This window comes from Methylophilus sp. (genome assembly GCF_052173275.1).
Taxonomy (GTDB): Bacteria; Pseudomonadota; Gammaproteobacteria; order Burkholderiales; family Methylophilaceae; genus Methylophilus.
Genome location: NZ_JBQMUL010000002.1, coordinates 1,828,286 through 1,852,409 on the forward strand (window position 1 = coordinate 1,828,286; position 24,124 = coordinate 1,852,409).

The 24,124-nt window shown below is 51.0% G+C and carries 24 protein-coding genes; 15 read left to right on the forward strand and 9 right to left on the reverse strand.

Annotated features, from left to right (window positions below; genetic code table 11):
- Window positions 1-68 precede the first annotated feature (68 nt).
- The 3 genes from ACTS9Y_RS10230 to ACTS9Y_RS10240 form a co-directional block, all read right to left on the reverse strand.
- Complete coding sequence (locus ACTS9Y_RS10230) at window positions 69-701, reverse strand: response regulator (protein WP_442585822.1); 633 nt, start codon at window positions 699-701, stop codon at window positions 69-71.
- 13 nt (window positions 702-714) lie between these two features.
- Entirely contained in the window at window positions 715-1,146 is a 432-nt protein-coding gene (locus ACTS9Y_RS10235; protein ID WP_442585823.1) for a phage holin family protein, read from the reverse strand.
- Between the two features lie 75 nt (window positions 1,147-1,221).
- A complete protein-coding gene (locus ACTS9Y_RS10240; RefSeq protein WP_442585824.1) occupies window positions 1,222-1,638 on the reverse strand; it encodes a glycine zipper domain-containing protein in 417 nt (138 codons plus the stop codon).
- A gap of 459 nt (window positions 1,639-2,097) precedes the next feature.
- Between ACTS9Y_RS10240 and ACTS9Y_RS10245 the strand changes: the two genes are divergently transcribed.
- From ACTS9Y_RS10245 to ACTS9Y_RS10255, 3 genes are all read left to right on the forward strand, one after another.
- The gene (locus ACTS9Y_RS10245; RefSeq protein ID WP_442585825.1) at window positions 2,098-3,447 is read left to right on the forward strand and encodes a sensor histidine kinase; all 1,350 of its coding nucleotides are present in this window, start codon (window positions 2,098-2,100) and stop codon (window positions 3,445-3,447) included.
- Window positions 3,448-3,598: 151 nt separating this feature from the next.
- Window positions 3,599-4,114 carry a BON domain-containing protein gene (locus ACTS9Y_RS10250; protein ID WP_442585826.1) on the forward strand — a complete coding sequence of 172 codons (516 nt, stop codon included), beginning with the start codon at window positions 3,599-3,601 and terminating at the stop codon, window positions 4,112-4,114.
- A gap of 141 nt (window positions 4,115-4,255) precedes the next feature.
- The gene (locus tag ACTS9Y_RS10255; RefSeq protein ID WP_442585827.1) at window positions 4,256-4,654 is read left to right on the forward strand and encodes a BON domain-containing protein; all 399 of its coding nucleotides are present in this window, start codon (window positions 4,256-4,258) and stop codon (window positions 4,652-4,654) included.
- A 69-nt stretch (window positions 4,655-4,723) separates the two neighbouring features.
- On the opposite strand, the gene ACTS9Y_RS10260 is transcribed toward ACTS9Y_RS10255, so the two are convergent.
- Window positions 4,724-5,257, reverse strand: coding sequence for a lipocalin family protein (locus ACTS9Y_RS10260; protein WP_442586941.1), 534 nt, complete (start codon window positions 5,255-5,257; stop codon window positions 4,724-4,726).
- 158 nt (window positions 5,258-5,415) lie between these two features.
- Between ACTS9Y_RS10260 and ACTS9Y_RS10265 the strand changes: the two genes are divergently transcribed.
- Window positions 5,416-5,859: a glycine zipper domain-containing protein gene (locus tag ACTS9Y_RS10265; RefSeq protein WP_442586942.1), complete on the forward strand. Its 444-nt coding sequence runs from the start codon at window positions 5,416-5,418 to the stop codon at window positions 5,857-5,859.
- 168 nt (window positions 5,860-6,027) lie between these two features.
- Here ACTS9Y_RS10265 and sugE read toward each other — a convergent pair whose 3' ends face one another.
- Together sugE and ACTS9Y_RS10275 are read right to left on the reverse strand one after the other, a co-directional pair.
- Entirely contained in the window at window positions 6,028-6,348 is a 321-nt protein-coding gene (gene sugE / locus ACTS9Y_RS10270; RefSeq protein WP_442585828.1) for a quaternary ammonium compound efflux SMR transporter SugE, read from the reverse strand.
- 75 nt (window positions 6,349-6,423) lie between these two features.
- On the reverse strand, window positions 6,424-7,137 hold the full coding sequence (locus ACTS9Y_RS10275; protein ID WP_442585829.1) for a pseudouridine synthase: 714 nt from the start codon (window positions 7,135-7,137) through the stop codon (window positions 6,424-6,426).
- Between the two features lie 100 nt (window positions 7,138-7,237).
- Here ACTS9Y_RS10275 and ACTS9Y_RS10280 point away from each other — a divergent pair, with 100 nt between their 5' ends.
- Entirely contained in the window at window positions 7,238-8,029 is a 792-nt protein-coding gene (locus ACTS9Y_RS10280) for a TrmH family RNA methyltransferase (RefSeq protein ID WP_442585830.1), read from the forward strand.
- 72 nt (window positions 8,030-8,101) lie between these two features.
- On the opposite strand, the gene hslO is transcribed toward ACTS9Y_RS10280, so the two are convergent.
- From hslO to ACTS9Y_RS10295, 3 genes are read right to left on the reverse strand one after another with little or no spacing between them, the layout of a single operon-like run.
- On the reverse strand, window positions 8,102-8,974 hold the full coding sequence (gene hslO, locus ACTS9Y_RS10285; RefSeq protein WP_442585831.1) for an Hsp33 family molecular chaperone HslO: 873 nt from the start codon (window positions 8,972-8,974) through the stop codon (window positions 8,102-8,104).
- Entirely contained in the window at window positions 8,971-9,873 is a 903-nt protein-coding gene (gene gluQRS, locus ACTS9Y_RS10290; RefSeq protein ID WP_442585832.1) for a tRNA glutamyl-Q(34) synthetase GluQRS, read from the reverse strand. The genes hslO and gluQRS overlap by 4 nt, the downstream gene beginning before the upstream one ends.
- On the reverse strand, window positions 9,874-10,182 hold the full coding sequence (locus ACTS9Y_RS10295; RefSeq protein WP_442585833.1) for a DUF3301 domain-containing protein: 309 nt from the start codon (window positions 10,180-10,182) through the stop codon (window positions 9,874-9,876).
- A 115-nt stretch (window positions 10,183-10,297) separates the two neighbouring features.
- On the opposite strand from ACTS9Y_RS10295, the gene ACTS9Y_RS10300 reads away from it, so the two are divergent.
- The 10 genes from ACTS9Y_RS10300 to ACTS9Y_RS10345 all read left to right on the forward strand — a co-directional run bounded on the left by ACTS9Y_RS10300 (window position 10,298) and on the right by ACTS9Y_RS10345 (window position 24,112).
- Window positions 10,298-10,972: a hypothetical protein gene (locus ACTS9Y_RS10300; RefSeq protein WP_442585834.1), complete on the forward strand. Its 675-nt coding sequence runs from the start codon at window positions 10,298-10,300 to the stop codon at window positions 10,970-10,972.
- 219 nt (window positions 10,973-11,191) lie between these two features.
- Entirely contained in the window at window positions 11,192-12,382 is a 1,191-nt protein-coding gene (locus ACTS9Y_RS10305; RefSeq protein ID WP_442585835.1) for an ammonium transporter, read from the forward strand.
- Between the two features lie 536 nt (window positions 12,383-12,918).
- Entirely contained in the window at window positions 12,919-13,290 is a 372-nt protein-coding gene (locus tag ACTS9Y_RS10310; protein WP_442585836.1) for a hypothetical protein, read from the forward strand.
- A 176-nt stretch (window positions 13,291-13,466) separates the two neighbouring features.
- Window positions 13,467-16,160 carry a TonB-dependent receptor gene (locus ACTS9Y_RS10315; RefSeq protein WP_442585837.1) on the forward strand — a complete coding sequence of 898 codons (2,694 nt, stop codon included), beginning with the start codon at window positions 13,467-13,469 and terminating at the stop codon, window positions 16,158-16,160.
- A gap of 43 nt (window positions 16,161-16,203) precedes the next feature.
- A complete protein-coding gene (locus ACTS9Y_RS10320) occupies window positions 16,204-17,421 on the forward strand; it encodes an LLM class flavin-dependent oxidoreductase (RefSeq protein WP_442585838.1) in 1,218 nt (405 codons plus the stop codon).
- A complete protein-coding gene (locus tag ACTS9Y_RS10325; RefSeq protein WP_442585839.1) occupies window positions 17,421-19,019 on the forward strand; it encodes an ABC transporter substrate-binding protein in 1,599 nt (532 codons plus the stop codon). The genes ACTS9Y_RS10320 and ACTS9Y_RS10325 overlap by 1 nt, the downstream gene beginning before the upstream one ends.
- An 8-nt stretch (window positions 19,020-19,027) precedes the next feature.
- Complete coding sequence (locus ACTS9Y_RS10330) at window positions 19,028-20,158, forward strand: ABC transporter permease (protein ID WP_442585840.1); 1,131 nt, start codon at window positions 19,028-19,030, stop codon at window positions 20,156-20,158.
- 31 nt (window positions 20,159-20,189) lie between these two features.
- Window positions 20,190-21,107, forward strand: coding sequence for an ABC transporter permease (locus tag ACTS9Y_RS10335; protein ID WP_442585841.1), 918 nt, complete (start codon window positions 20,190-20,192; stop codon window positions 21,105-21,107).
- Window positions 21,100-22,917: a dipeptide ABC transporter ATP-binding protein gene (locus tag ACTS9Y_RS10340; RefSeq protein ID WP_442585842.1), complete on the forward strand. Its 1,818-nt coding sequence runs from the start codon at window positions 21,100-21,102 to the stop codon at window positions 22,915-22,917. The genes ACTS9Y_RS10335 and ACTS9Y_RS10340 overlap by 8 nt, the downstream gene beginning before the upstream one ends.
- An 82-nt stretch (window positions 22,918-22,999) precedes the next feature.
- On the forward strand, window positions 23,000-24,112 hold the full coding sequence (locus tag ACTS9Y_RS10345; RefSeq protein ID WP_442585843.1) for an LLM class flavin-dependent oxidoreductase: 1,113 nt from the start codon (window positions 23,000-23,002) through the stop codon (window positions 24,110-24,112).
- Window positions 24,113-24,124: the final 12 nt, after the last annotated feature.

The window sequence follows — 24,124 nt, forward strand, 5'->3', positions numbered from 1 at the left end:
GTCTGGCTGTAAGCCCCGTGCCTACAAGTTCTGAGTGCATCGTCGTGTAGACTGAACAGCTGCGATTTTTAGTTAAGTAAACCATATTTGATCGCATAGTAAGTTAAATCGGCATTCGATTTCATGGCCATCTTTTCCAGGATACGGCTGCGATAAGTACTGACTGTTTTAATGCTGATAAATAATTCATCGGCAATCGCAGTCGGTGTCTGGCCGGCAGCGAGTTTCACAAATACCTGGAATTCGCGGTCAGATAAGGTCTCATGCAATTGTTTCTCGGAAGGGTGGCTGAGTTCGTTAGTCATCAGCTCAGCCAGCTCGGCCGAGATATACCGTTTGCCAGCCGCAACAGTGCGGATCGCCTGGATGATCTCGTCAGAATCCGCATTTTTGGAGAGGTAACCTTTACAGCCGTTACGCATCAGGTTCAGCGCATACTGGTCTTCTGCATAACCACTCAGCACCAGCACGGGTAAGGTCGGTGACACATGTTTGAGTTCATGCAGGGTATCGACGCCATTCTTGTCTGGCATGGAGATGTCCAGCACCATGGCATCGTATTCGTTTTCACGTACGAGTTGTATTGCTTCTGCCCCTGAACTGGCTTCACCAGTCACTTGCAGATCAGATTCCAGTTCAATCAGATTGCGCAGACCATCGCGCACGATACTGTGGTCATCCACCAGAAGAATTCTTTTCATTATAATTTTCTCGTTATCGGGTTGCAGAGCGTACAGCATCAGCATCGTTCGCTGGTGCAGGTTGATCCACTTCTGGCTGTTCATCTGCCAGTTCAGTTCTAAACAATTTCCAGTCACTACTGATTATCGAGATTGAGCTCGCAAACAGCGTTTTTTTCTGCCACACCCGGCGCACCGCAAAATAGGCGATCACGCCTATCAGTGCCGGAATCGACATGGCTACCGCTAAAATCAGGGTGCGGTTCGGATGCTCCCATAATAGCGAAAATAACCACATCAGTCCCAATAATCCGGTAAAGATGAACATGGAAAATACCACCAGTATACCGATGAGACTGGTGGCTAACCGTTCGGTCTCCCCCTGAAAATCCTGCTTGATCTGTTTTGCACGTTCTTCGGTATATTCTGCAACATGATGGCGCAGGTGCAACAAGTTATCTGTCATTGAGGTTATTTTCCGGTTGAAAAATAACATGGTTGCAAATTTAAGGAGGTTAACCCACATACTTTTCCTTCTTACTTAATCACGACGTTTGTTGCCCAACAGATAGCCTAGCAGCAAACCAACACCAGCAGCTACCAGCACAGTGCCTAATGGATGATCATGCACTGTATCAGCAGTTCTGTCTTTCAGGCTATTGTATGTCTCATTGAACTCTTCCTGCACGTGATCTTTCACACGGCTGGCACCAGAACTGAGTTTGGAAGCAATCGAAGAAGCACTTTCTTCATTCGTTAAGCGATCAATGTTGGTTTTCAGCGTGCGGATCAGCTCTTTTGCTTTATCCTGCGTTGTGTCTGCAGTATCTTGCACCGCTTCCAGCAAGTCATTGGCAGTGGTTTTCACCTGCGCTGCAATATCTTCAATCGCCTGGTCAGATTGTTGTGCCAAACGGTCAGTGGTCTGCTCTACATTGTCTTTTGAAAAATTAAACATATGAACTCCTATTAAAATAGTGATTACAAATCAAAGAAAACACACGGTTAATCTGGCTAGTGTTTAGCAAAAGCTTGAATAACGCTATTAATTTAGAAAGCCAAGCCTACACAAGGTTTCAAACGAAAGCGATTAATCTGCTCACTGCGTTTTCTACATGGAGCCATGTTACGCATTGCCTGGATGACGCCCTATCAGTTGGTGACCGATATGCAAGTCAGAATCGTCTGACAAAGCGCATGCTTCCTTGCGGCGTGCATCTATACATTGCTGATAAAGGCTAACACCGTTATGATGCACTCAATCGTTTATTAATCAATACAACTTAAAAAACAGGTGTCTATACTGCTGATTTAACACATCCAGCATCAAATAATTGCCATGCAAAATATTAGAGTTTATCTTATCGCGCTGCTTGATCGGATGGAAAAGGTTGGTGAAACCTTCGGCGGGAACACTGTGGCATTATTAACCGTTAGCCTGGTACTGGCTGCCGCCATGCTGGTGTTCAATGATAGATTGATTGTCAATACCAGCGAAAAAACGGATGCCTTGTCTACGCTGGACCGATTGATCATGGAAACCTGGCAGACGCGTGCGCACCTGGCGATTGCCGAGAGCGCACAACGCGGTTACCTGCTGACACGTTCAGATGCCTATTTCCAGCCTTACGATGAAGCGACCGGTCAAATCACCGTACATATCCATAATATCAACAAGCTGCTGGGCCGCACCAACCTGACCAAACACCCTGAAATTCAGACCATCATGACTGAAATGGTCAACAGTATTGCAAAAAAATCGGCCGAGATGAGTGTGACCATTGATTTAGCCAAGAAACGCCAGTTTGATAAAGCACTGGCGGTGGTGAAGCTCGATTCAGGCATGAAGGAAAGCCGTAATATACAGATGCTGTCGCGTCAGTTTGAAAAACAGGTCATGAACTACCGGGCTGAACTGGCCGATACGCGTAATAACACGCACCGCATGATGCGCTGGTTCGTCATGGCATGCCCACTGATTTTTGTGTCGCTGGTGGTGCTGGTAATCAAACGCTTATTGCGTGAACTGGCGGAAAAAGCCAAATTGCACGAGCGGCTCACCAATGAAAACACAGAGTACGAGCGCAATATACAAAGCCTGCGTACCAAACTGCAAGGTGAAGCATTGCAGGCGCAAACCAATGTCGAGCGCGAACGCTTTCAGTTATCCCGCGAGTTGCATGACGAGCTGGGCTCGTTGCTGACGGCGATTAAAATGGATATTTCCTGGGCCATCAAGCATCTGAAAGATGAGTTGCCGCAAGTCACGGAAAAACTCAAAAAGACCAACCAGTATCTGGACCGTAGTATCAATTTTAAACGGGAGATCGTGCAGAACCTGCATCCGTCCATGATTAAAACGTTTGGCCTGAACGCCTCGCTGCAAAACCTGCTGGATGAGGCGGGCGGACGCAATCAATGGCAGATGGATGTCATCATGCCCGAGCGTGAATTACTGATTAATGAAACGCTGAGCCTGATTATTTATCGTGTGGTGCAGGAAAGCCTTAACAACTGCAGCAAATATGCCCAGGCAACCAAGGTCGCCGTGCACTTGCTTCATGATGACCAGTATATAAAAGTCGAAATCGTCGATAACGGCGTTGGCTTTGACACCAGCCACCTGAATAATACTTCTACCGGTATTAATGGCCTACGCAACCGCGTTGAGTCCATAGGTGGGCATTACGAAATTTTCAGTTCGCCGCAACAAGGCGCCAGCACCCGTGTGCTATTGCCCTACCTCAAAGAAGAAGCTTCTTTCTAGTCTGTACCTCCCGTCAGTTTAATGTAGTCATATTCTGACAATCAATTCAGTCATTGGACGACTGACCCGCTTTCTCCACCTCTTTATCATGGCTCTACATGACACCACATGTGTATGTGGGCACTTAATAAAAGTAAAAAAGGAGACAGGCATGTCGATCACAACATTCAAACAAGCGACTATTTTTGGTGGCTTATTAGCAGCAACAATTACCTTGAACGCCTTCGCATTTGATCTCAACGAAGTTCAAAATGGCGATAAACCTTACCTGGAACAGTTTAATTCTCTGGACAAAAATGCCAATGAGACATTGAACTGGTCTGAAGCCAAGGCTGACAAAGGCGTCAAGCAAAAGGATTTTAAAACCTTTGATGGCGACAATGATGGCAGCCTCACCTATGAAGAGTATGCAGAGCTAAAAACAAAAACCGGCCAGAAAGCCATTAAAACGGCGATGTCTGATAGCTGGATCACGACTAAAGTGAAAGCACGCCTGCTGGAAGAAGAGGCCTTGAAATCACTGAAGATCAGCGTAGAAACACACAAAGGCGAAGTATTGCTGAGCGGTTTTGTGGGAGATTCAAGCCTGAAATCCAAAGCTGAAGAATTGGTTTCCAGCGTGGAAGGTGTGAAATCTGTTAAAAATGCGATCGTAGTCAAAGGTTAATGGAAACACCCTTTGCAGGCTATATTACTCCCAAGGATGTAGCTTGCTCTTTTTTTTCGGTGGGCTGTCTAAAAGAAACATGTGTTGACGATTCATCCTCGACGACCTGGACAGTCTGCCATCTCAACCAAAGGAAGCATCATGAAAAATACTAAATTTTATATGACCGCTGGTGCACTTGTTGCCATGTTAATGAGTGCGAATGTCAATGCAGTGCCTAGCGCCGACCCTATGTATAACTTTTTGCCTAGCGACACTGTGGTCGAAAACGTGAAAACAAGCCTGCAGAACCACGGTATTGATACTTCAAAATTGCAAGTTGATTCTGATGCTAAAGGCGTGGTGCAATTATCCGGACTGGTAGCCTCGAAACAGGATGCCGAAGTCGCCACGCAAATCGCCAAGCAGTCTGACGGTGTCTATGCCGTGCTGGGTCAATGGCGCTATGAGTTGGCAGCAGTGCCAGTCGATTCAGACGCTGCTCAGGAAAAATCTTCTCCTGCCAGCGGTGCTGAGGCAGCACAATCTGAAACACAATGAACAGATCGGGAGGGGCAACCCTCCCGAGGGTCTTCCAAGCAGGAATTAATGTTGCTGGAACATCATATGTCAACCGGGTTTGTTCTCGACCTCGTTGACTTGTCTGATAAACAGTAATTGTTCAGTGGCAAAGCCAAGCTGTTTTGCCTTAGCTATTAATTGCTGTTTGATGGCATCATCAAGCTGTGGTGTGCGTGACAAAATCCATAAATACTGGCGCCCGCTACTCACCAGTGCGTATTGGTAATCGCGCTTCTGTGCTCCCGGTTGCGCTAACTGTGGTTGGTCTAATTCCAGAATATTGTACTCGCCATAAAACGGCCTGAAAAAAGACACCTTCAATTTACCGCTACGGTTACCATCAGCATTTGCGTCCTTCACAAATTTAGCGATACCCACTGCTTCATGGCTCTTTTTCTCTTGTGGATTAAAGCCACGATTCACCACTTTGATCGTGGCATCTGATTGCAGGCTGTAATGCGCAGTCACTTGTTCCAGCCCTTTTTCAAAAGCATTATCCAACCGCGCGATCTCGTACCATTTGCCGAGGTAAAGCTCCGGGTTAAAACTGCGAACGATGGCTTGTTCTGCCTGTGGCGGCATGGGCTCAGAGCAGCCTGCCAGAGCCGCAATCACCAGTGAATAAAGAAAATAGTGTTTAAATACGGACAGGTATTGAATAGGCATAAATTAATTTAATAATAAATTTGCTGAGCGTTTAAAATAACACCATTCTAAACAGAGTGGTTTTAAATAACATGATGACGAAATATTTGAATGCATGCGTATTAGTGGCTGCGATGGCCATGATTGCAACCCCGGCCTTGGCGGATAACCTGGAAACCGGGCTAGGCGGTGGGTTGGGCGCGGCGGCTGGTACCGCAGTCGGCGGTGTTTTGGGCGGTAGTACCGGTGAGATTGTCGGCGGCGCTGTGGGTGGTGGATTAGGCGGTGCCGTCACCACCGGGCGCGCTGGTAAAACTGGCGCCATTATCGGCGGTGCCGCAGGTGGCGCCACGGGCGCGGCTGTGGGTCGCACTGTTAGCGGCACCACCGCAGGCGCTGTGATAGGTGCTGGTGTGGGTGGTGCTGGTGGTGCAGTGATAGGTAAAGAGATCGATGAGCCTGACGCTAAACGCTATCGTGGCAAAAAAGGCAAGAAACATGGTCATCGCCATGGCCGCGGTCATCATAAGCATGATTAAGCCAGGCTAAATTTCGCTGAATTTTCAAACCGGGGTGAGGTGAACATTCAGTAGGCCACTGGATGTTTACTTTGCTGTTACCTAGTCAGCAAGCGCTATGCATTAAAAAAGCGGCGGCCGTCAGGCTTGCCATGTGAAGGCAGGGTGCATTACTGAACCCTGCTTTACTTAACCGGCCGAAGCCAGTTTCAGGCCGATAATCCCCGCGACGATCAATAACAGGCTGATGATCCGCAACGGCGAAACCGGTTCGTTGAACAGCCAGATACCAAGAATCACGGTGCCGACTGCGCCTATGCCTACCCAAATGGCATACGCGGTGCCTACTGGCAGGGTTTTAACGCTCAAGCCCAGTAGCCAGACGCTGATCACCATTGCAACAATGGTCCAGAACGAGGGCCAAAATCGGCTAAAGCCATCGGTATATTTCAAGCCTATTGCCCAGGCAGTTTCAAACAAACCGGCAACTACCAATACAAGCCAGGTCATATCGTTCCTTTAGTCTATGGATGTCTTTTGAATCTATTCGCAACAGCAGTTAGTGGTACTGCGGCGAGGGAAGTATCAGGGTTTGAGCGCCGCCAGATCCGGCTCGGATAACCAGCGCCATTCACCGGGCTGCAAATCCTGTGGCAACTCCAGGCGGCCGATCTTGATCCGCTTCAGGTATTCCACCCGGTTGCCCATTGCAGCTATCATGCGTTTGACCTGATGGTACTTGCCTTCTGCCAGCGTCATATGCAGCACAGTGTCAGAAAGACGGGTGACTTCCAACGCAGTAATGGTTTGCTCTTCATCTATCAGTTTGACGCCTGACAAAAGCGCCTGCAAATCGGCGTCACTTACCGCATGTTTGCACGTCACTTCATACACTTTTGGCACATGATGCTTGGGCGAGCTGACTTTATGGATAAACTGGCCGTCATCCGATAACAGGATCAGCCCGGTGGTGTCTTCATCCAGACGGCCTATGCATTGTATGTCGCGTTCCACCAGCGGTGGCGGTAGCAGGGAGTAAATGGTGGGGTGAAACTGGGTTTTGTGTGAGCACTCGTGGTGTGCCGGTTTATGCATCATCAGGTAACTCTGTTCGCGATATTCCCAGGCCTCGCCTTCAATCGTGAAGTGCAGGTTTTCAAGTGAGAAAAGCGCGTCAGGGTCATTGCATAGCTCGCCATTGACGGTGACTTGTTCATTGATGATCAGGATGCGGCACATTTTTCGCGTGCCAAAGCCTTGTCGTTGCAGGATACGTTCGAGATTGAGTTTTTTAGCCATGGCGGGAATTATACGCGAATCTGGCGCCTGGCTTTTTTCAGTGATCCTCTTATTGCGGCGATGTCTGTCATGCGGGCTCCGACTCACGTACAATGCCGCCATGGCTTTCAAACACATCACCTCACGCGATAATCCTGTCTACAAACACTTGCGCAAGCTGGCGGATAACGCCCGTGAACGTAAAAAGAGCGGGTTGACCCTGCTTGAAGGTGTGCATCTGATTGAGGCCTATGTGCAAATGCAGGGCGAGCCGCAACTGATGATTATCCCTGAAGGCAAAAGCAGCCTGGAAGCGACTAATCTCATGCAACAACTGGTGGATGTGGATACCATCATGTTGCCGACGCTGATGTTTGCCGATTTAGCGCCAGTCACCAGCAGTAGCGGCATTATGGCGCTGGTGCCCGTGCCGGAGATCCCTTTGCCGGCTAGTGCGGATTTTGCTTTGTTGATTGAAGATATCCAGGACCCTGGCAATATGGGCAGCATATTGCGTACTGCCGCTGCGGCAGGTGTGCAGGTCGTATACCTGACTCAGGGCTGTACCGATGCCTGGTCGCCCAAGGCTTTACGTGGTGGGCAGGGTGCGCAACTGATATTGCCGCTGGTTGAAAATATGAATGCGCTGGAAGTCGTAAAAGGATTTGATGGTCAGACGCTGGCGCTGACCATGCAAGGGGATAGCCTGTTTGCGCAACCCTTGCGAGAACCGGTGCTGTTTGCTGTCGGTAACGAAGGGGCGGGTATTTCGGCAGCGCTGCAACGCGCCGTGCAAACCTGTGTGAGCATCCCGATGGCACATCAGGATGTACTGGCCCTGGAATCACTGAATGCCGCGGCTGCTACGGCGATTGCACTGTTTGAGTGCAGACGCCAGCGCATTACAGCTTGATTCGATCTACTTTGAACAGACGCCTGGCACGTACCAGGCTGGGTGAATAACTTGAGTGTTAGTCCTGTAGCGTTAGTGCGTGATCTCGTGGTCATCGTTGCCGTCAAATAAAGCCAGCGCTTCCTGTTCATCGACCACATATTGCTTGTTACAAAAATCACATTGAATCTGCACGCTGCCTTGTTCATCAAGGATGCTTCTAACCTCGGCCAGACCCAGCATTTGTAGCATATTGGTCACAGTGGTTTGCGAGCAACTGCAAAATGCGCGTACCTGACGGCCGTCAAACAGGCGTAAATCCTCCTCGGCAAACAGGCGCTGCAATAAGGTTTCAGTGTCCAGGTCCAGCAATTCCCTATCCGTTATTGTGCCTGCCAGATGTTGTATCCGGTTCCAGCAATCCAGGTCAGATTCTTGCTGCTGTGGCAATTTCTGCACCAGTAATCCGGCAGCGCGGTCACCTTCAGCCGCCAGCCACAATTTGGTATCGATCTGCTGTGAGCGCAGCATGTAGTTCTCCAGCATGCTGGCAATATTATCGCCTTCCAGGGGCACGATGCCCTGGTAGGGCTCGCCGTCTTCCGGCATCAGCGTAATCACCAATTGACCTTGCTCCAGCCAGTCGCTCAAGTGGTCGCCATGCAGTTCTTCGTGCACTTTTGCCGTGGCACGGATATCCAGTTCCGAAGTGCATTCCACCACCAGCAACTGTAATGCGCCCTGGCTCTGCAATTGCAAAATCAGTTTGCCCTGCATTTTAAGTGTAGAGGTTAACAGCACGCTGGCGGCAGTGAATTCGCCGATGACCTTTTTCAAGGCTGGCGGCAATGGCTGGTGTTCAAGCGCGGTGAACAGGCTTTGGTCCAGGTGCACACAGTTACCGCGAATCGCGGATTGTTCAAAAATAAACGGGTGTAATTGGTCTTGCATAGGGTTTTGGCTCATGTCGCCATTTTACCATTGATGGCACACTTCGCTTGCGTGTTCAGCGGTAATTGCCAGTGTGATATCGCCCATTGCCAGATATCATTCAGGGAAAACAGATGCATATTTTCTGGCAGCGGCTGCTGCAAAAAAGCCAGCGCTGCAATCAATGTGGCTTTGATATTGTCAGCAGGCAATGCTTGCGCAAGCGTTTGCTTGCTGAGTTTCTGGCCATCGCTATTGATGACTAATGGAATATGCGCATACACCGGCGTGGCGTAGCCCAGTAACTGTTGCAGGTGAATCTGGCGGGTGGTGGAGTTAAGCAAATCGGCGCCCCGTAGCACATGCGTCACGCCTTGCAAGGCATCATCCACCACTACTGCCAGCTGGTAGCTGAAAACGCCATCTGCCCGTTTGAGCACAAAATCCCCAACGGCAGTAGACAGGTGGTGTTGCTGGTGGCCCTGGATCACATCATCAAAGCGAATCTCTGCATCACGTGTTTTTAAGCGCCATGCGGCAGGGGTGTTTACTTGCGCAGCCTGTGCGCGACAAGTCCCCGGGTAAATAGCGCCTTCTATGCCTTGCAGGATGCTGGAATCAGCGATTTCTTTGCGTGAGCAGGTACAGGCGTACACCATCTGCTTATCACGTAACTGATCCAGCACCTGCTGGTACAGCACGCTACGCTGGCTTTGATAAACCACTTCGCCATCCCAGACAAAACCATAGCGGGTCAGCGTACGCAGAATGTCGTCACTGGCACCTTTAATGCTACGTGTGGTGTCCACATCCTCCATGCGCAATAGCCACTGCCCGCCACGCTGCCTGGCATCGCAATAACTGGCCACTGCCGCGACCAGTGAGCCAAAATGCAAAGGCCCGGTGGGCGAAGGGGCAAAGCGGCCTATGCTCATTTATTGCGTAGCGTAGGGCGGAATATGCCAGGACAACAGTTGCCCGCCACGTAATTGCAAGTGACAGGCCATGCGTTCCAGCCCCTGGCTGGAGACATCAAACGTATAGGTGCGCAGTAATTGCACACGGCCATTTCCATCCCTGGCAAACCCCACGCGCGAGCAGGCGACCGTTTCATCGAGAAATTGCAATTGCCAGCGTTCAGCCAGCTGCCGCCCTAGTTTGAGGGCAATTTCACGCTTGGAAACGGAGTCCAGCCAGAACCAGGCGCCAGCGACCATCAGCGCCAGTAATGTCCATTCAGCCATTCGATTTCTCCTGTAAGCCGGAGCCGCATTTCGGTGTATGATGCAAGTGAGTCAGTGTCAACATTTACATTCCTTATTTATATTTTCACTACTAATACTTTTACTACAGTGTGCCATGAGTTCATCACGCGAAACAGACGCAATCCAGGCTTATTATAATTTATTGCATGGCAAGGGGGCGGATGCTGCCATCATGGCGCAACGCGATGCCCTCCTGAGTGAATTGTGCCCAATGCTGAAAAATCAAGAGTGTAGCAGTGCGGTTTATCGCAAAGCAGTCGATGATTTCCTTGAAGATCAAACCGCGCAGCGCTGGCCGGAGCTGCTCACCATCATCCGCGAGTTTTATCCTTTCTGGCGTGGCGATGTCAAAGCCGTCATGCAATATGCAGACACGGTGGGCTTTGAATTGCACCTGATAGGCTGGCAACCGGCAGTGATCGATTTGCAGTCCGTCTGGCCTGCCTTGCAGGCTGAGAAATTCGCCACCTCTGAGCTATGGGCGCTTAATGGTTATGTTAAGGCATTGAAATCCATGGATCAGAAAGTTGAAATGGATATTGAAGTACGTACACGCATGGCCAAGCTGATGCTGTTACGTTTGCGCGATGCCCCACTCTCCGAAAAAAACGCCTACCGCATTACTGCCGATGCGACATTGCCTTTGTTCAACCTCAAACATACCCGGCACCTCTTCCTGAATGCGGTGCGTGAATTTTATTATTTCTGGGCGGCACACCCGGAAGCGGAAGAGATGTTTAAACAATTGCAGCCTTCAGAAATCATGTAATCACTGCTATTCAATCAATTAAAGTTATATGCACCAAAAAAGTGCAATGCACTTTGGATGGTTCAATATTGGTGCATTTTTATTGCTGATTAAAAAATAATTCCTTTAAAATCAACCATCTGATAATGGTCTGATAATTGCTTATCTTCTGCGAATTTTAGAAAAAGGCGCGTCCTCAGGGCAAAGCGCGATTCATTAAAAAATAATTCGGAGAGCGAAATGGAAGCATTAGTGTCTGCTAATGATGTCTTGTTTGTATTGCTGGGGGCCATTATGGTGCTGGCCATGCATGCCGGTTTTGCATTTTTGGAAGTCGGCACCGTACGTCAAAAAAACCAGGTCAACGCCCTGGTCAAAATCATGGTGGATTTTTGTGTGTCTACCATCGCCTATTTTTTCATTGGTTATAGCATCGCCTACGGCATCAGCTTTTTTAGCGGCGCAGATGTGCTGGGGGCAAAAAATGGCTACGACCTGGTCAAATTCTTTTTCCTGCTGACCTTTGCGGCCGCTATCCCGGCAATCGTGTCCGGTGGTATTGCCGAGCGGGCTAAATTCAATCCGCAAATGGCCGCGACCTTCCTGATTGTCGGGTTTGTCTATCCCTTTTTTGAGGGCATGGCCTGGAACAATCATTTCGGTTTTCAGGACTGGTTAAAAACCAGCTTTGGTGCCGGTTTCCATGACTTTGCAGGTTCTATCGTCGTGCATGCCATGGGCGGCTGGATCGCCCTCGCCGCCGTTATCCTGTTAGGCGCGCGTAATGGCCGCTACACCAAAGAGGGCAGGTTGCATGCTTACCCGCCTTCCAATATCCCTTTTCTGGCCTTGGGCGCCTGGATACTCACCGTGGGCTGGTTTGGCTTCAACGTGATGTCCGCGCAGTCTATCCAGAATATTTCCGGCCTGGTGGCTGTCAATTCGCTGATGGCACTGGCTGGCGGCACGCTGGCTGCATTGATCCTGGGTAAAAACGACCCCGGTTTTGTACACAATGGCCCGTTGGCTGGTCTGGTAGCCGTCTGTGCCGGTTCAGATGTGATGCATCCATTGGGCGCGCTGGTCACCGGCGGCGTAGCAGGTGTCATCTTTGTCTGGGCGTTTACCATGACGCAAAACCGCCTGAAAATCGATGACGTGTTGGGTGTATGGCCGCTACATGGTTTGTGTGGCGCCTGGGGCGGCATTGCCGCAGGCATCTTTGGCAGCGCCAGCTTGGGCGGCATGGGTGGCGTCAGTCTGGTTAGCCAGCTGATAGGCACATCGACCGGTGTCGTGATCGCCCTGATCGGCGGCGGCATGGTCTATGGCTTGCTGAAAATACTGGTCGGCATACGCCTGGATGCAGAGTCAGAGTTTGATGGCGCGGATCTGAGTATCCATAAAATCCCGTCAGTGTCCGGGGATTAGCACTCTAGCCATTCACCGCTACACACAAAAAAGCCCTCAAGTGAAATTGAGGGCTTTTTGTTTTTGCGTGATGGAATAACTTTCCAATTCTTTCCTCAGTTCACCGCGGTTGCAGCCAGCCTGTCGCGCGCTATTCCTTCTCTCTCCTCCGGCACGCATATGTATCTGGCCCCATGAGTTTAGATTAAACAAAGCTTTACAAAGCATCTGGCATATATATTGCGAATTAATCACTGGTAAATGAATGATTCATCGGCCACTCATTAAGCTTTGAATCTCGCGCAAGCTTGAGTGAGCCAGCAGTCATGCATTTCCATCCAAAAAAGTCATGAGATTTCCGGGTGATTCACTGTGTTTTTATAAACAGTATGTTTCTGGTGAGACAAAAAAATGCTCATTAATAAACATTCATTTTTGCCAGGGAATTTCAATTGCAAATCAAAACTAAAGAATAAGGCTTAGGTGAAATTGTGGATGACCAGGAATACGAAAGACTGAAAAAGACGGCTTACCAAATTATAAAAGAGTCGAAAAATGTGGATCAGTTAAAACAGGCGTTAGCCTTTATTTTACCGGTCGCCCATCAGATGGATATTGATGAAACCGCCAAGGTGTTGGGTTTTTCCAATAATTGGGTGTCGCAATTACGTTCCAGATTCGTGCATGGCAAGCCCTTGAAACACGCTTCACGTGGCGGGCGCCATCACGTGGTGATGAGCGTTGAGCAAGAGCGCCTGTTTATCGCGCATTACAAAGAAGCACAGCCGTTGAACGGTCATGTCGATGCCAAACTTTTAAAAGAATCGCTGGAGAAATACCTGGGAAAAAGCATCTCAACATCATACGTTTATAGCTTTATCCGTCGTAATAAAGCGCTGTTAAGTCAGGTCAGCGTGAACGCACTTTAACGTGAAACCAGCGCGCGATTTGTAAATCAATGCACGACATTCTTTTTGATTTGTAAGAACTGTTGAAAATATGTTTGGCACGTGAATTGCCATCTTCCCCTGCAATGATGCAATAAAAAAATTGCACTGAATTATTTTTTACCAGGCCAGTTTTTATAAAAAAGTAAGGGAAGAGAATGTTAGTCAAGAAGAAGCGCTCATTCGCGTTCAAACAGTTCATTACCAGTGCCACTATCCTTAATTTCATCGTCACTACAGGTGCATTTGCAGAGGAGCAGGAAAAACCCGATAGCAGTATCAGCGAGGCGCTCAACAATCAGGAGGTCGGGGTGGTGGATGACAACCTGGAAGAAGACGATAGCCGTGCAGACGGCGATAGCGAGTTGGGTGCGGTGGTAGTCAAGCGCAAAAAGGTCAAAACCGTCCTGCCTAAAAGACCGAGTAGTTCGGTGTATGGCACAGATACTTCAGTGCTGGATACTTCGCGCTCTGTGTCGCAGATCTCTGAGGAGCAATTACAGCGAGACCCTATCAAAACGGCGGATGATCTGGTGAAGTATGCGCCAGGTATTACCAGGAATGGTGGCCAGAACGTGTCCATCGCACCGCTGATCAGGGGCCAGAACTCGGAGATATTCCAGGATGGCCAGCGTACCTACAATGTGCGGCACCCGTTTAACCTGAATGCTTTTGAGTCTGTTGATATTGTGGCCGGGCCGCCTTCACAGGTGTTTGGCCCCAGCTCACGCAGCGGCGGTTATGCAAACTACATCAGCAAAAAACCTGATTTTGAGAAGCAGCGTAACCAGGTGAATGTGCAGCTGGGTACGTTTATCCCTAGTGGTGATTCCTATTTTTCCGGCAAAGTGACTTACGACACTACTGGCCCTATCAATGACAAGGTGGCTTACCGCGTCAGCATCACGCCACAGCGATCAAACGATTACTACAAAAATATCAGCAACGATTTTAATTCGGTGTATGGCGCCCTGGCCTTTAAGCCTACCGAGAATGTACGCATAGATTGGAACGCCAGTTACGATGATTATGACTTTAATGTCACCCATGGCTGGAACCGCGCCACCCAGGATCTGATCGATAAAGGCAAATATTATGCTGGCCGGGCGACGCCTATCATCAGCAAGGTGGTCGGCGGCGTCACGCAGTACTTCTCACCTGTTTACGCCAATGGCAGCCCGAATTCACAGGTAGTGGCATGGCAGCAGCGGACACGTAACGCGCAAGGTCAGTTTATCGCCGGTGCCAACGTGGCGGCACCGTTTACCACGCCCGGCCAGGCCGGCACGGTGCGTGGCTGGGTCTATGACCCCACGCTGGCAGGTAATGGCCTGACTTCGTTGTCACGCTCGGATTTCTCCAACCCAAATGATGAAAACACGGCCAAACGCGGTACTTCTCAATTACGCGTGGCGGTCGATTTATCCAAGAACTGGTCGATTTTGAACAGCAGTTTCTTCCAGTATTCAAAAGATACCACCGATTCAGTCGGTAGCTTTCTGGCACAATTTGAAGACAAGATTTTTGACAACCGCTTTGAGCTCAGAGGCAAAACCAACTTTGAGCTGTTTGGCCTGGATATCCAGGACAACAGCAATACCGGTGTTTCTATCCGTCACGAACGCTTTAAATCACTGGCCGCCAATAACAGTTTTACAGTAGCCCCTTATGACCTGACGGCACCGTTATCGCTCAAATCGCCAGCCGGGTTGTATGGCTTGCCGGTGCCTGGTGGTTCAGGCTCATGGATAGGCACTGCCGGTGTGCCGCAGCTTTCGAGTTACTTTGGCTATTTGAACCTGCCGCGTATGTACCCTGCGGGAGACGGGCTTTATTCCGAGGTCGGTGGTTCACCTGCCAGTGGTGGCGCGGTGTATACGGGGGAGGGTAGCTGGACCAGCACCTCCATTTTCACCCAGCAAAATATCGCTATCAATAAACGGGTGGGCTTTAACCTGGGCTTAAATTCAACCCATATCAATGCAAAGATCAAAAATCCGCTGGTGATCACGCCAGACCAGGAGCGCAGCGACGAGCAGAACTTCGTATTGCCTAGCGTGCAGGCATCGGTGTATGTCAAACCGCTGGAAAACACCACGATTTATTACACCTATGACAGATCCTACGCTTTGAACACCGGCGGTTTTGCCGATGTGCTGACCTGGGCACCCTCAGGCAACACGCTGAACCCGCTGGCCTTTGAAAGCCTGAGCGAGTTGCGCGAATTAGGCATCAAGTCCGAGCCTATCCCCAACCGACTGTTTGTGTCACTGGCTGGCTATCGTCAAACGCGTGATCTAAGCCCGGATACCTCAGGCAATATCACCTATCTGGAAGTGAAAGGCATTGAATCAGCCATCCGCTTCCAGGCCACTGATCGCCTGAGTTCCGGTGCCAATCTGTCATCCATCAATGCCAGGTTCAGCAACATCTCTTACCCGGCAGGCTTCTTCTCACCAGTGGGGTTTGTCGCCGATAACGCGACCGTGTTTGCAGATGGTAACTCACTGACCAGGGCGACCGCGCCAGGCTCAATTTCTGCACCTGCGATCCCTAAATATTCAGCCAATGCATTTATTGATTATCGCCTGCCCTCCGGCTTGGGGGCTGAGCTTTCAGGGTGGTGGACCAGCAGCTGGTATACCAATATCGCGCGTACCGTCAAAGTGCCGAATGAACATAACCTGAACCTTACCCTGTATTACCGCCAGCCTAAATGGGATGGCGCGATCAGGTTCCTGAATATCACCAACCAGAAGAACTATGTCACCGGGTTGACTGGTGGTACTTCGGAGTTCATTACGCCGACAGCGCCGTTCGCGATACAGGCGACTTACGCGTATCGCTTTTAAATGCCGCATTAAAAATTAAATTAGTTAAGTAAGAGGAATAAATATGGCAGTGAAGATTTTATGGTATTTGACAGCCCCTGATGGCCCGGTGCCGTGGGAGGCAGACGGACGCTGGAATACCGGGTTTGATCACCTGCAGCAGTTGGCGGGCACTATCGATAAATTAGGCTATTACGGCGCCTTGCTTGCCACCGGCGTGGATGAAGTGCACACATTGACCTCCGCCATGCTGGCGACCACCAAACGCATGAAGTTCGTGGCGGCCGTGCATCCGGGGTTGATCGCACCGGCCAAGCTGGCGCAAATCGCCCAGACCATAGACCGCTTTTCTAATGGCCGTTTGATTTATAACGTGATTAACGGCAATGACGGCGTGCTGCCATCGCTGGGTTTCCATATCAAGCATGATGAGCGCTACCTGTTCAGTTATGAGTACTGGGATGCATTCAGAAAAGTGTACGCCGGCGATAGCAGTGGCTATGACGGGCAATATATCAAGATCGCGCCCAAGCCTTCGCCATTACTGACGCCTAACCGTGGGCCGCAAAACCAGCCGCTGCCTAATATTCCCTTATGGGGGGCAGGCACCTCGGCGCCAGGCGTTGAGCAGGCAGCCAAACTGCTGGATGTTTACCTGAGCTTTGCGGATAAACCGCATTTACTCGGCGAGAAATTCAAACGTGTAGGCGCTGAAGCCGAGAAGAAAGGTAGAAAACTCACATTTGGTACGCGGCTGCAAGTCATCGTGCGCGAGACGGAAGAAGAGGCCTGGGAGTATGCGCAATATCTGGTCGATCGTACCTCGGTGCAATACGCCAAAGATTGCATCATCCGCCAGCTGCCGCCCGGGGAAACCTTTGAAACTTTCAAAAGTGACAATCCCCAGGTGCAGAAAAATATCGAAGCCGTACGCGCTGGCTATCTGCCTAAAGCCAAAGACTACGAGATTTATCCCAACGTCTGGACTGGCCCAGCCCTGCATGGTTTCAATATCGTCGCGCCGCTTTCAGGCACCACCCTGGTTGGTAGCGCCAAAAATGTGGCCGCCAGGATCAAAGAGTTTGAAGCGAACGGCGCACATGCCTTTATTTTATCCGGCTGGCCATTGATCGAAGAGGCACAACGCGTGGCCGACTTGCTGTTCCCGCTGCTGGACCTCGACCATGGGTTTGAGGTGCCGCTGTTATCACCAGTGCGCAGGTCTAGCTACCCGACGCGCGGCGAACGCAATGAATCCGTGAATCAACAGGAGGCAGCATAATGAGCAGTGAATTATCCAGAAGAGGGTTTCTGATCCAGGGCGCGGCCCTGGGCGGTAGCCTGCTGTTGGGCGGCGGACTGCTGACAGGTTGCTCTGACCAGAAGGCTGACAGCAATAGCGGCACCTTCATCCAATCCACGACCCCCAGATATGGCGGCAGGCTGCGTATGGGCATTATTGATGGCAGCAAGGCGGGTGACCTGGACGCCCATAAACCAACGACTTCGAGTGCGATCATCCGTGGCTTTGCGCTCTACAGTAAATTGTGGGAGTGGAGCGAGCATATGACGCCGGACCTGGCGTTGGCCGAGGAAGTGGAGGTCAATGAGGATGCCACCCTGTGGACGATGCGGCTGAAAAAAGACCTGGAATTCCACCATGGCAAAACCATCACTGCGGATGACCTGATCTATTCCACACGCAGGTTATCCGACCCTGAACTCGCCTCACCTTATTTAGGTTATGTGAAGTGGATAGACAGGGATAACCTGGTCAAGCTCGATGAGCGCACGGTGCAGATTCCGATACGCGGCGGCAGTGGTTTGCTGTCCCTGCCAGATGCGTGGGTCAACTTTGGCGGCATCGTGCCGGTGGATTACCATCCGGTGACCAATCCGGTAGGCGCCGGGCCATTCAAACTGAAAGAATTTGTGCCTGGCCAACGCTCGGTATTCACCCGCTTCGAGAATTTTTACAAGTCTGGCCAGCCCTACCCGGATGAACTGGAGATCATCGATTTCAAGGATGAATACGCGCGTATCTCAGCGTTATTGAGCGGCCAGATCGATATGGCCAATGGCGTTGCACCCGAGCAGGTGACGGCATTGAAACGTAATCAGGCGATCCAGGTGATCACCAACCAGACGCATGGTTTCCAGTCCATAGACCTCAACCTCAGTGTGGAACCGTTTAAAGACGACCGCGTCCGGCAGGCGTTCAGGTTGATGATAGACCGCCAGGAAGTGATAGACCGCGCCCTGGCTGGTCAGGGCAGAATCGCCAACGATATCTATTCTCCTTTGGACCCCACTTTTAATCACGGCATCGCACAACGCCCATACGATCCCGAGCAAGCCCGTTCGCTAATCAAACAGGCCGGATACGAAGGCTTGACCGTGGAGTTGACCGTAGGCCCCGGTTTGTCTGCGGTGGCAGGGGGCTCGCCTGTCGCCCAGGTGTTTGCGGCGCAGGCAAAAAAAGCCGGCGTCAATATCAAGATCAACCAGGTCGATGCGGCCACTTTTGGCGGGCCAAAACGCGCGGACTGGCAATTAAGCACCAATAGCCGTCTGGGTGGCGAGTTCCTGCACACGGCTGCAAGTGTTGATAGCTACCTTTCCAGCGCCAATAAAACGCATTTTCACAATGAGCGTTTTGATACGCTGTTCCGGCAGGCGATCTCCACCAAAAATCTTGAAAAACGTACGCCACTCGTGCACGAAGCGCAGCAGATCCAGCATGACAAAGGCGGCCTCATTATCTGGTCTTATGTGAATACGCTGGATCTGGCATCCCACGCGGTAGGGGGCTTGAAACCTGAGCGATCACACTTCCCTACCTGGCGGTTTGACAAGTTATGGCTGAATCAACCGGGTTAAAACACAGTATGCAAAATCTGGAACTCAAGGACTTTCCAACGGCAACGCAGGATGACGTGCAGGGCACGGCAAAAGCCAACCTCAAAGACCTGGGGCTGGCGGTTGTTGCGGAAAAAATCGCCGAGATGCCGGCAGCTGCAGTTGATACGCTGCCGGGTAAAGAAGGTAAGAAAAGCTTCTTTTCATCCTATTTATTCAAGTGGATAGTCAAGCGTACGCTTTCCAGCATGCTGGGCTTGTTCGCTATCTCCATACTGGTGTTTATCGCGACCCAAGCCCTACCTTCCGACCCCGCGCGCGTCATCCTGGGGCCAGAAGCTTCAGAAGAAGCCATACAGATACTGCATCATCAACTAGGGCTGGATCAATCGCTGGCCAGTCAGTACCTGCACTGGATCACGCCGGCAATGCAGGGCGATTTTGGCATTTCCATAGATTCCAAAATGCCAGTCATCACCCTGGTGGCAGGCAAGGTCAAAAATACCCTGATTTTATTAGGCTTTACGCTGGCGGTATTGATCCCGGCTGCTTTTGTGATCGGTATCTATCTAGCTTTGCATAAAGATGCCTTATTGGACCGCGTCTCTATTTCGCTGCTCATTTTCGTGAAGGCAGTGCCCAGTTTTGCCATTGCTTATGGCCTGGTCATGCTGCTCTCTACCCTGGTGTTTCATATTTTTCCCGCGGTGTCCCTAATCCAGTCCAGTCAGTCCATCTGGGGACAATTAGAGTTTATGGTGCTGCCCATGCTGACATTAGTACTCACCAGCCTGCCTTACCTGGTGCGACTGATCAGGGGGTCTTTAATTGAAGTGCTGCAATCGGATTTTATTATTTCTGCGCATTTGCGCGGCCTGAATAAAACCCAGGTCATCTGGAAATATGCCATCCCCAATGCCGTGATCCCGACCATACAGGCGATCGCCCTGATCGCCAGTGTGCTGCTGGGTGGCGCACTGGTGGTTGAGGTGGTGTTCGCTTATCCCGGCATAGGCAGCGCCCTCAACGCGGCGGTGGATATCCGGGATATCCCGGTGATCCAGGCGGTGGTCGTGTTCTTAGCTTCCGGCGTGATGGCGATCAATCTGCTGGCCGACATTGTGACGGTGCTATTAACACCAAAACTCAGGACAGCCTGAATAAAAATAGTGAACATAGACAGATAACCCCATGCACGCACTCAAACAGTTTTTCGCTTCCAGTAACAGCCAGATCAAGTCAGGGCTTTTGCTCACCATTTTTATTTTACTGGTATCCCTGTTAGGGCCGTGGCTTGCACCTTACGAGGCCACAGAAATGGTGGCCGCCAGATATAGCGGCCCTGAGACCGGCGTTGTGCTGGGCGCGGATTACCTGGGGCAGGATGTGCTTTCACGTGTGTTGCATGGCGGTATTTCTATCGTCTGGATGTCTATCGTCTCTTCATTGCTGGGGTTGGTCATCGGTATTGTGTTTGGGTTGATTGCCGGTTTTTTTAAAAATAGAACTGACCAGGTCATTATCTGGATCGCTGATATCTTCCTGGCATTTCCGCACCTGATCCTGGTGTTACTGGTGGTCTCCATGTTGGGGCGTGACAAGTGGTTGATCGCGATCACGGTAGCGATCGCCTTTGTGCCTGGCGTGATCCGCTTAACCCGTAGCCTGACGCTGTCAGTCTCAAAACACGAATATATAGAAGTCGCAGAAATGATGGGTTATCCGCATCACCAGATCTTGCTGCGCGAGATACTGCCTAACATCCTGACGCCGCTACTGATACATCTGGGCACCATGCTGTCATGGTCGGTGGCGCTCCTCTCAGGCCTGAGCTTTCTGGGTTATGGCGTCGCGCCGCCAGAGGCTGACTGGGGCCTGATGGTCAACGAAAACAAGGGTGGATTACAGATACAGCCGTTCTCTATTTTGATCCCTATCGTGTTGATCGCCGTTTTTGCGTTAGGCGCCAACCTGCTGGCAGAAGGCTTTGGCCGCAGATTTTCCCGGATTAACGAATCAAATCACAACGAGTCAAATCACAATGAGCCTAGCCAGAACGAGTTAAGCCAAAAAGACGCAGGCAAAAGTGAGGGGAACGGGCATGCTTAATTCTGTTCAGGCCCAGCCAGAAGCCAGTCTGGCACTGGAGGTGAACAACCTGGCCGTCAGTCTGACTGATGGCACGGCCATCGTTTCCGAGATCAGTTTCCAGGTGGTGCAAGGGCAGATCCTGGCGCTGGTCGGGGAATCAGGCTCAGGCAAAACCACCATCGCCACGGCCTTGCTCAAACATACCCGGGTGGGTGCAACGATTGTCGCTGGCGAAATCAAGATTGCCGGGCTGAATATACTGGCGCTGGATGCACAGCAATTACGCCGGGTCAGAGGCAAGCAGGTCAGTTATGTCCCGCAGAATCCATCCACGGCCCTAAACCCGTTAATCACCATCAGGGCGCATTTAGAGGATGTGCTGCAATCACATGAGCCGGGTTTAAATGCGACGCAACAGCGCGCAAGAATCATCAGCACCTTAAAAGATGTAGAGCTATTGCACGATGATGCCTTCCTCAATCGTTATCCGCACCAGCTTTCTGGCGGGCAGCAGCAGCGCGTCATGCTGGCGCTGTCTTTTATCACCCGGCCGGGTGTGATCGTGCTGGATGAGCCGACCACGGCGCTGGATGTGACCACGCAGGCTAAAGTGCTGTTGACGGTAAAGAAGTTATGCCAGAGTTACGGCGTGGCTGCTATCTATGTATCGCATGATTTAGCAGTGGTTAAAAAAATCGCTGACCATGTGATTGTGCTTTACGGTGGCCGCATTGTGGAGCAGGCCAGCGCCACTGAATTGTTCTCGCAGCCATTGCACCCTTATAGCCAGGGTTTGATCAGCGCGATTCCTGATATTCATTTGCGCAGCATTCCCATTCCTATCGTGGGCAATGCGCCTTCGTTGCAATCCAGGGGCAGCGGTTGCGTATTTGAATCCAGATGCAAGCTGGCAACCAGCGAATGCAAAACCAGCGTGCCAGCATTGGCGCATGTCAACGCACACACACAACATGCGGTTGCCTGCATTCACAGCGTCAAGCCGCAACCGCCATTAAAACTGGTCAGTCAGGCTGAGTCCGTGAAACCGCGGGTGATCCCATTTGGCAATCAACTGGCCTTGTTAGACGTGAAGAACCTGTCAGCCAGTTATGACGGCAAGCCAGTGTTAAAAGCGGTTTCCTTCCACTTGAAACGTGGTGAATGCCTGGCGCTGGTCGGTGAGTCCGGCTCAGGTAAAACCACCATCTCACGCGTGCTGGCGGGGCTGAATGCCAATGCCAGCGGTAGCCTTTCCTTCAATGGCGAGGCTCTTGCTTTTGCGGCCAGACGCAGGCCTGCCGAAGTCAGCCACCAGATTCAATATATTTTCCAGAATCCGTACCAGTCCTTGAACCCCAGGCATTCGGTACGGCAAACACTGGTCAATGCGGTGGGTCATTATTTCCCCTCCAGGCTCAAACAAAAAGACGACATCGTCAACGCCGCCTTGAAACGCGTCGCACTGGACCCGGCCATCGCCGACAGATACCCCAAAGAATTATCCGGCGGCGAGTTGCAGAGAGTCTCGATTGCCAGGGCGCTGGTGTGTGAACCCAGTTTGCTGATTTGTGACGAGATCACCTCTGCGCTGGATGTCTCGGTACAGGCAGCGATTCTGGAGCTGATTAAATCCTTACAAAAAAACGGGCTGGCGATCATTTTTGTCACCCACAACCTGGGCATCGTGCGGTCCATTTCAGACCGCGTGCTGGTGTTGAAAAGCGGCGTCATTATCGAATCCGGTGAAGTAGATACTTTGCTGGATCAACCGCGCCAGCCGTATACAAAAGAGTTAATCAACGATTCACCATCTATCGTTGATGTCTGAGAAAACACGCAATAAGCGTGTCGCACTGCGCAGCCATTGGCCTGAGCAAGTACTTCACGTGTGTGAACTATTAAAATAATCTATGGAAAGAGAGCATTGTATGCCGGTAGAGTTTGTTGGTGGCCTGTTCCCCAAAAATCAGTTAGCCCCTGGGGCGGCGAATAGAGGAAAAATCGATCTTGAATATTTACGCGACCTTGCCAGGGCGCATGAACAGGCCGATTTTGATCGGGTGCTGATCGCCAATGGCGGCGGAGACCCCTTGTTTCTGGCAGCCTATGCCGCCGCTCACACCGAAAAATTAGGGTTTATGCTGGCACACCGCCCCGGGCTGACCGCGCCTACGCTGGCGGCCAGAGCCTTTGCTACCCTGGACCATACCACCGGCGGCCGCATCCGACTGCATACGGTCACCGGCCATGCGGCAGAGCCTGAACATGGTGAGAACTTGACCGATAAAGCCGCCCGTTATGAGCGCGCCGGAGAGTATCTGGAGATCGTGAAAAAAACCTGGACCTCCGAGGCGCCGTTTGATTTTGAAGGTAAATACTTCCAGGTGAAAGGTGGTTTCTCGCCGATCAAACCTGTGCAACAGCCTTATATCCCGATTTCACTGGGCGGGTCATCTGATGGTGCCTATCAGGTCGCCGTGCAACATACCGATTTATATGCGCTATGGGCAGAGCCGCTGGAAGATATTGCCGCGCGTATAGGCAAGCTGAATGGCTATGCCAAAGCCGCAGGCGTAGTGGCGCCCCGGGTGAGCATGTCGGTGCGGCTGATCATCGGCGCAACTGAAACACTCGCCTGGGAAAAAGCCAATCACATCGTCGCTTCACTAAAGCAGAATTTTCAGCCCAACCCGTTCACCAGTGGTCGTGGCAATAGCGGCGGTGCCGAGCGCCAGCTGGCTATTGCCGAAAAAGGCGATGTGCATGACAAGGCACTATATATGGCGACTTCTACCGCCATCGGTGGCGGCACAGATTCCACCTCGCTGGTGGGCACGCCGGATACGATCATTGAATCACTACTGGCGTATTACGACCTGGGCGTGACTACCTTTTTGAATCGCGGTTATGACCCCTTATATGACGCGATTGATTACGGCCGTTACATCATCCCCGCCGTCAGGGAAGAAGTGCGCAAACGCGAACTAGCCAGCCAGTCAGCCAGCAAAGTGGTTGGGTTATAAGAACAGTGGACA

What these genes read in the sequence shown, in the direction of transcription:
- ACTS9Y_RS10230 (WP_442585822.1), bottom strand. Translation starts at nt 701, where the DNA reads ATGAAAAGAATTCTTCTGGTGGATGACCACAGTATCGTGCGCGATGGT.
- ACTS9Y_RS10235 (WP_442585823.1), bottom strand. Translation starts at nt 1,146, where the DNA reads ATGACAGATAACTTGTTGCACCTGCGCCATCATGTTGCAGAATATACC.
- ACTS9Y_RS10240 (WP_442585824.1), bottom strand. Translation starts at nt 1,638, where the DNA reads ATGTTTAATTTTTCAAAAGACAATGTAGAGCAGACCACTGACCGTTTG.
- ACTS9Y_RS10250 (WP_442585826.1), top strand. Translation starts at nt 3,599, where the DNA reads ATGTCGATCACAACATTCAAACAAGCGACTATTTTTGGTGGCTTATTA.
- ACTS9Y_RS10255 (WP_442585827.1), top strand. Translation starts at nt 4,256, where the DNA reads ATGAAAAATACTAAATTTTATATGACCGCTGGTGCACTTGTTGCCATG.
- ACTS9Y_RS10260 (WP_442586941.1), bottom strand. Translation starts at nt 5,257, where the DNA reads ATGCCGCCACAGGCAGAACAAGCCATCGTTCGCAGTTTTAACCCGGAG.
- ACTS9Y_RS10265 (WP_442586942.1), top strand. Translation starts at nt 5,416, where the DNA reads ATGACGAAATATTTGAATGCATGCGTATTAGTGGCTGCGATGGCCATG.
- sugE (WP_442585828.1), bottom strand. Translation starts at nt 6,348, where the DNA reads ATGACCTGGCTTGTATTGGTAGTTGCCGGTTTGTTTGAAACTGCCTGG.
- ACTS9Y_RS10275 (WP_442585829.1), bottom strand. Translation starts at nt 7,137, where the DNA reads ATGGCTAAAAAACTCAATCTCGAACGTATCCTGCAACGACAAGGCTTT.
- ACTS9Y_RS10280 (WP_442585830.1), top strand. Translation starts at nt 7,238, where the DNA reads ATGGCTTTCAAACACATCACCTCACGCGATAATCCTGTCTACAAACAC.
- hslO (WP_442585831.1), bottom strand. Translation starts at nt 8,974, where the DNA reads ATGAGCCAAAACCCTATGCAAGACCAATTACACCCGTTTATTTTTGAA.
- gluQRS (WP_442585832.1), bottom strand. Translation starts at nt 9,873, where the DNA reads ATGAGCATAGGCCGCTTTGCCCCTTCGCCCACCGGGCCTTTGCATTTT.
- ACTS9Y_RS10295 (WP_442585833.1), bottom strand. Translation starts at nt 10,182, where the DNA reads ATGGCTGAATGGACATTACTGGCGCTGATGGTCGCTGGCGCCTGGTTC.
- ACTS9Y_RS10300 (WP_442585834.1), top strand. Translation starts at nt 10,298, where the DNA reads ATGAGTTCATCACGCGAAACAGACGCAATCCAGGCTTATTATAATTTA.
- ACTS9Y_RS10305 (WP_442585835.1), top strand. Translation starts at nt 11,192, where the DNA reads ATGGAAGCATTAGTGTCTGCTAATGATGTCTTGTTTGTATTGCTGGGG.
- ACTS9Y_RS10315 (WP_442585837.1), top strand. Translation starts at nt 13,467, where the DNA reads ATGTTAGTCAAGAAGAAGCGCTCATTCGCGTTCAAACAGTTCATTACC.
- ACTS9Y_RS10320 (WP_442585838.1), top strand. Translation starts at nt 16,204, where the DNA reads ATGGCAGTGAAGATTTTATGGTATTTGACAGCCCCTGATGGCCCGGTG.
- ACTS9Y_RS10325 (WP_442585839.1), top strand. Translation starts at nt 17,421, where the DNA reads ATGAGCAGTGAATTATCCAGAAGAGGGTTTCTGATCCAGGGCGCGGCC.
- ACTS9Y_RS10330 (WP_442585840.1), top strand. Translation starts at nt 19,028, where the DNA reads ATGCAAAATCTGGAACTCAAGGACTTTCCAACGGCAACGCAGGATGAC.
- ACTS9Y_RS10335 (WP_442585841.1), top strand. Translation starts at nt 20,190, where the DNA reads ATGCACGCACTCAAACAGTTTTTCGCTTCCAGTAACAGCCAGATCAAG.
- ACTS9Y_RS10340 (WP_442585842.1), top strand. Translation starts at nt 21,100, where the DNA reads ATGCTTAATTCTGTTCAGGCCCAGCCAGAAGCCAGTCTGGCACTGGAG.
- ACTS9Y_RS10345 (WP_442585843.1), top strand. Translation starts at nt 23,000, where the DNA reads ATGGAAAGAGAGCATTGTATGCCGGTAGAGTTTGTTGGTGGCCTGTTC.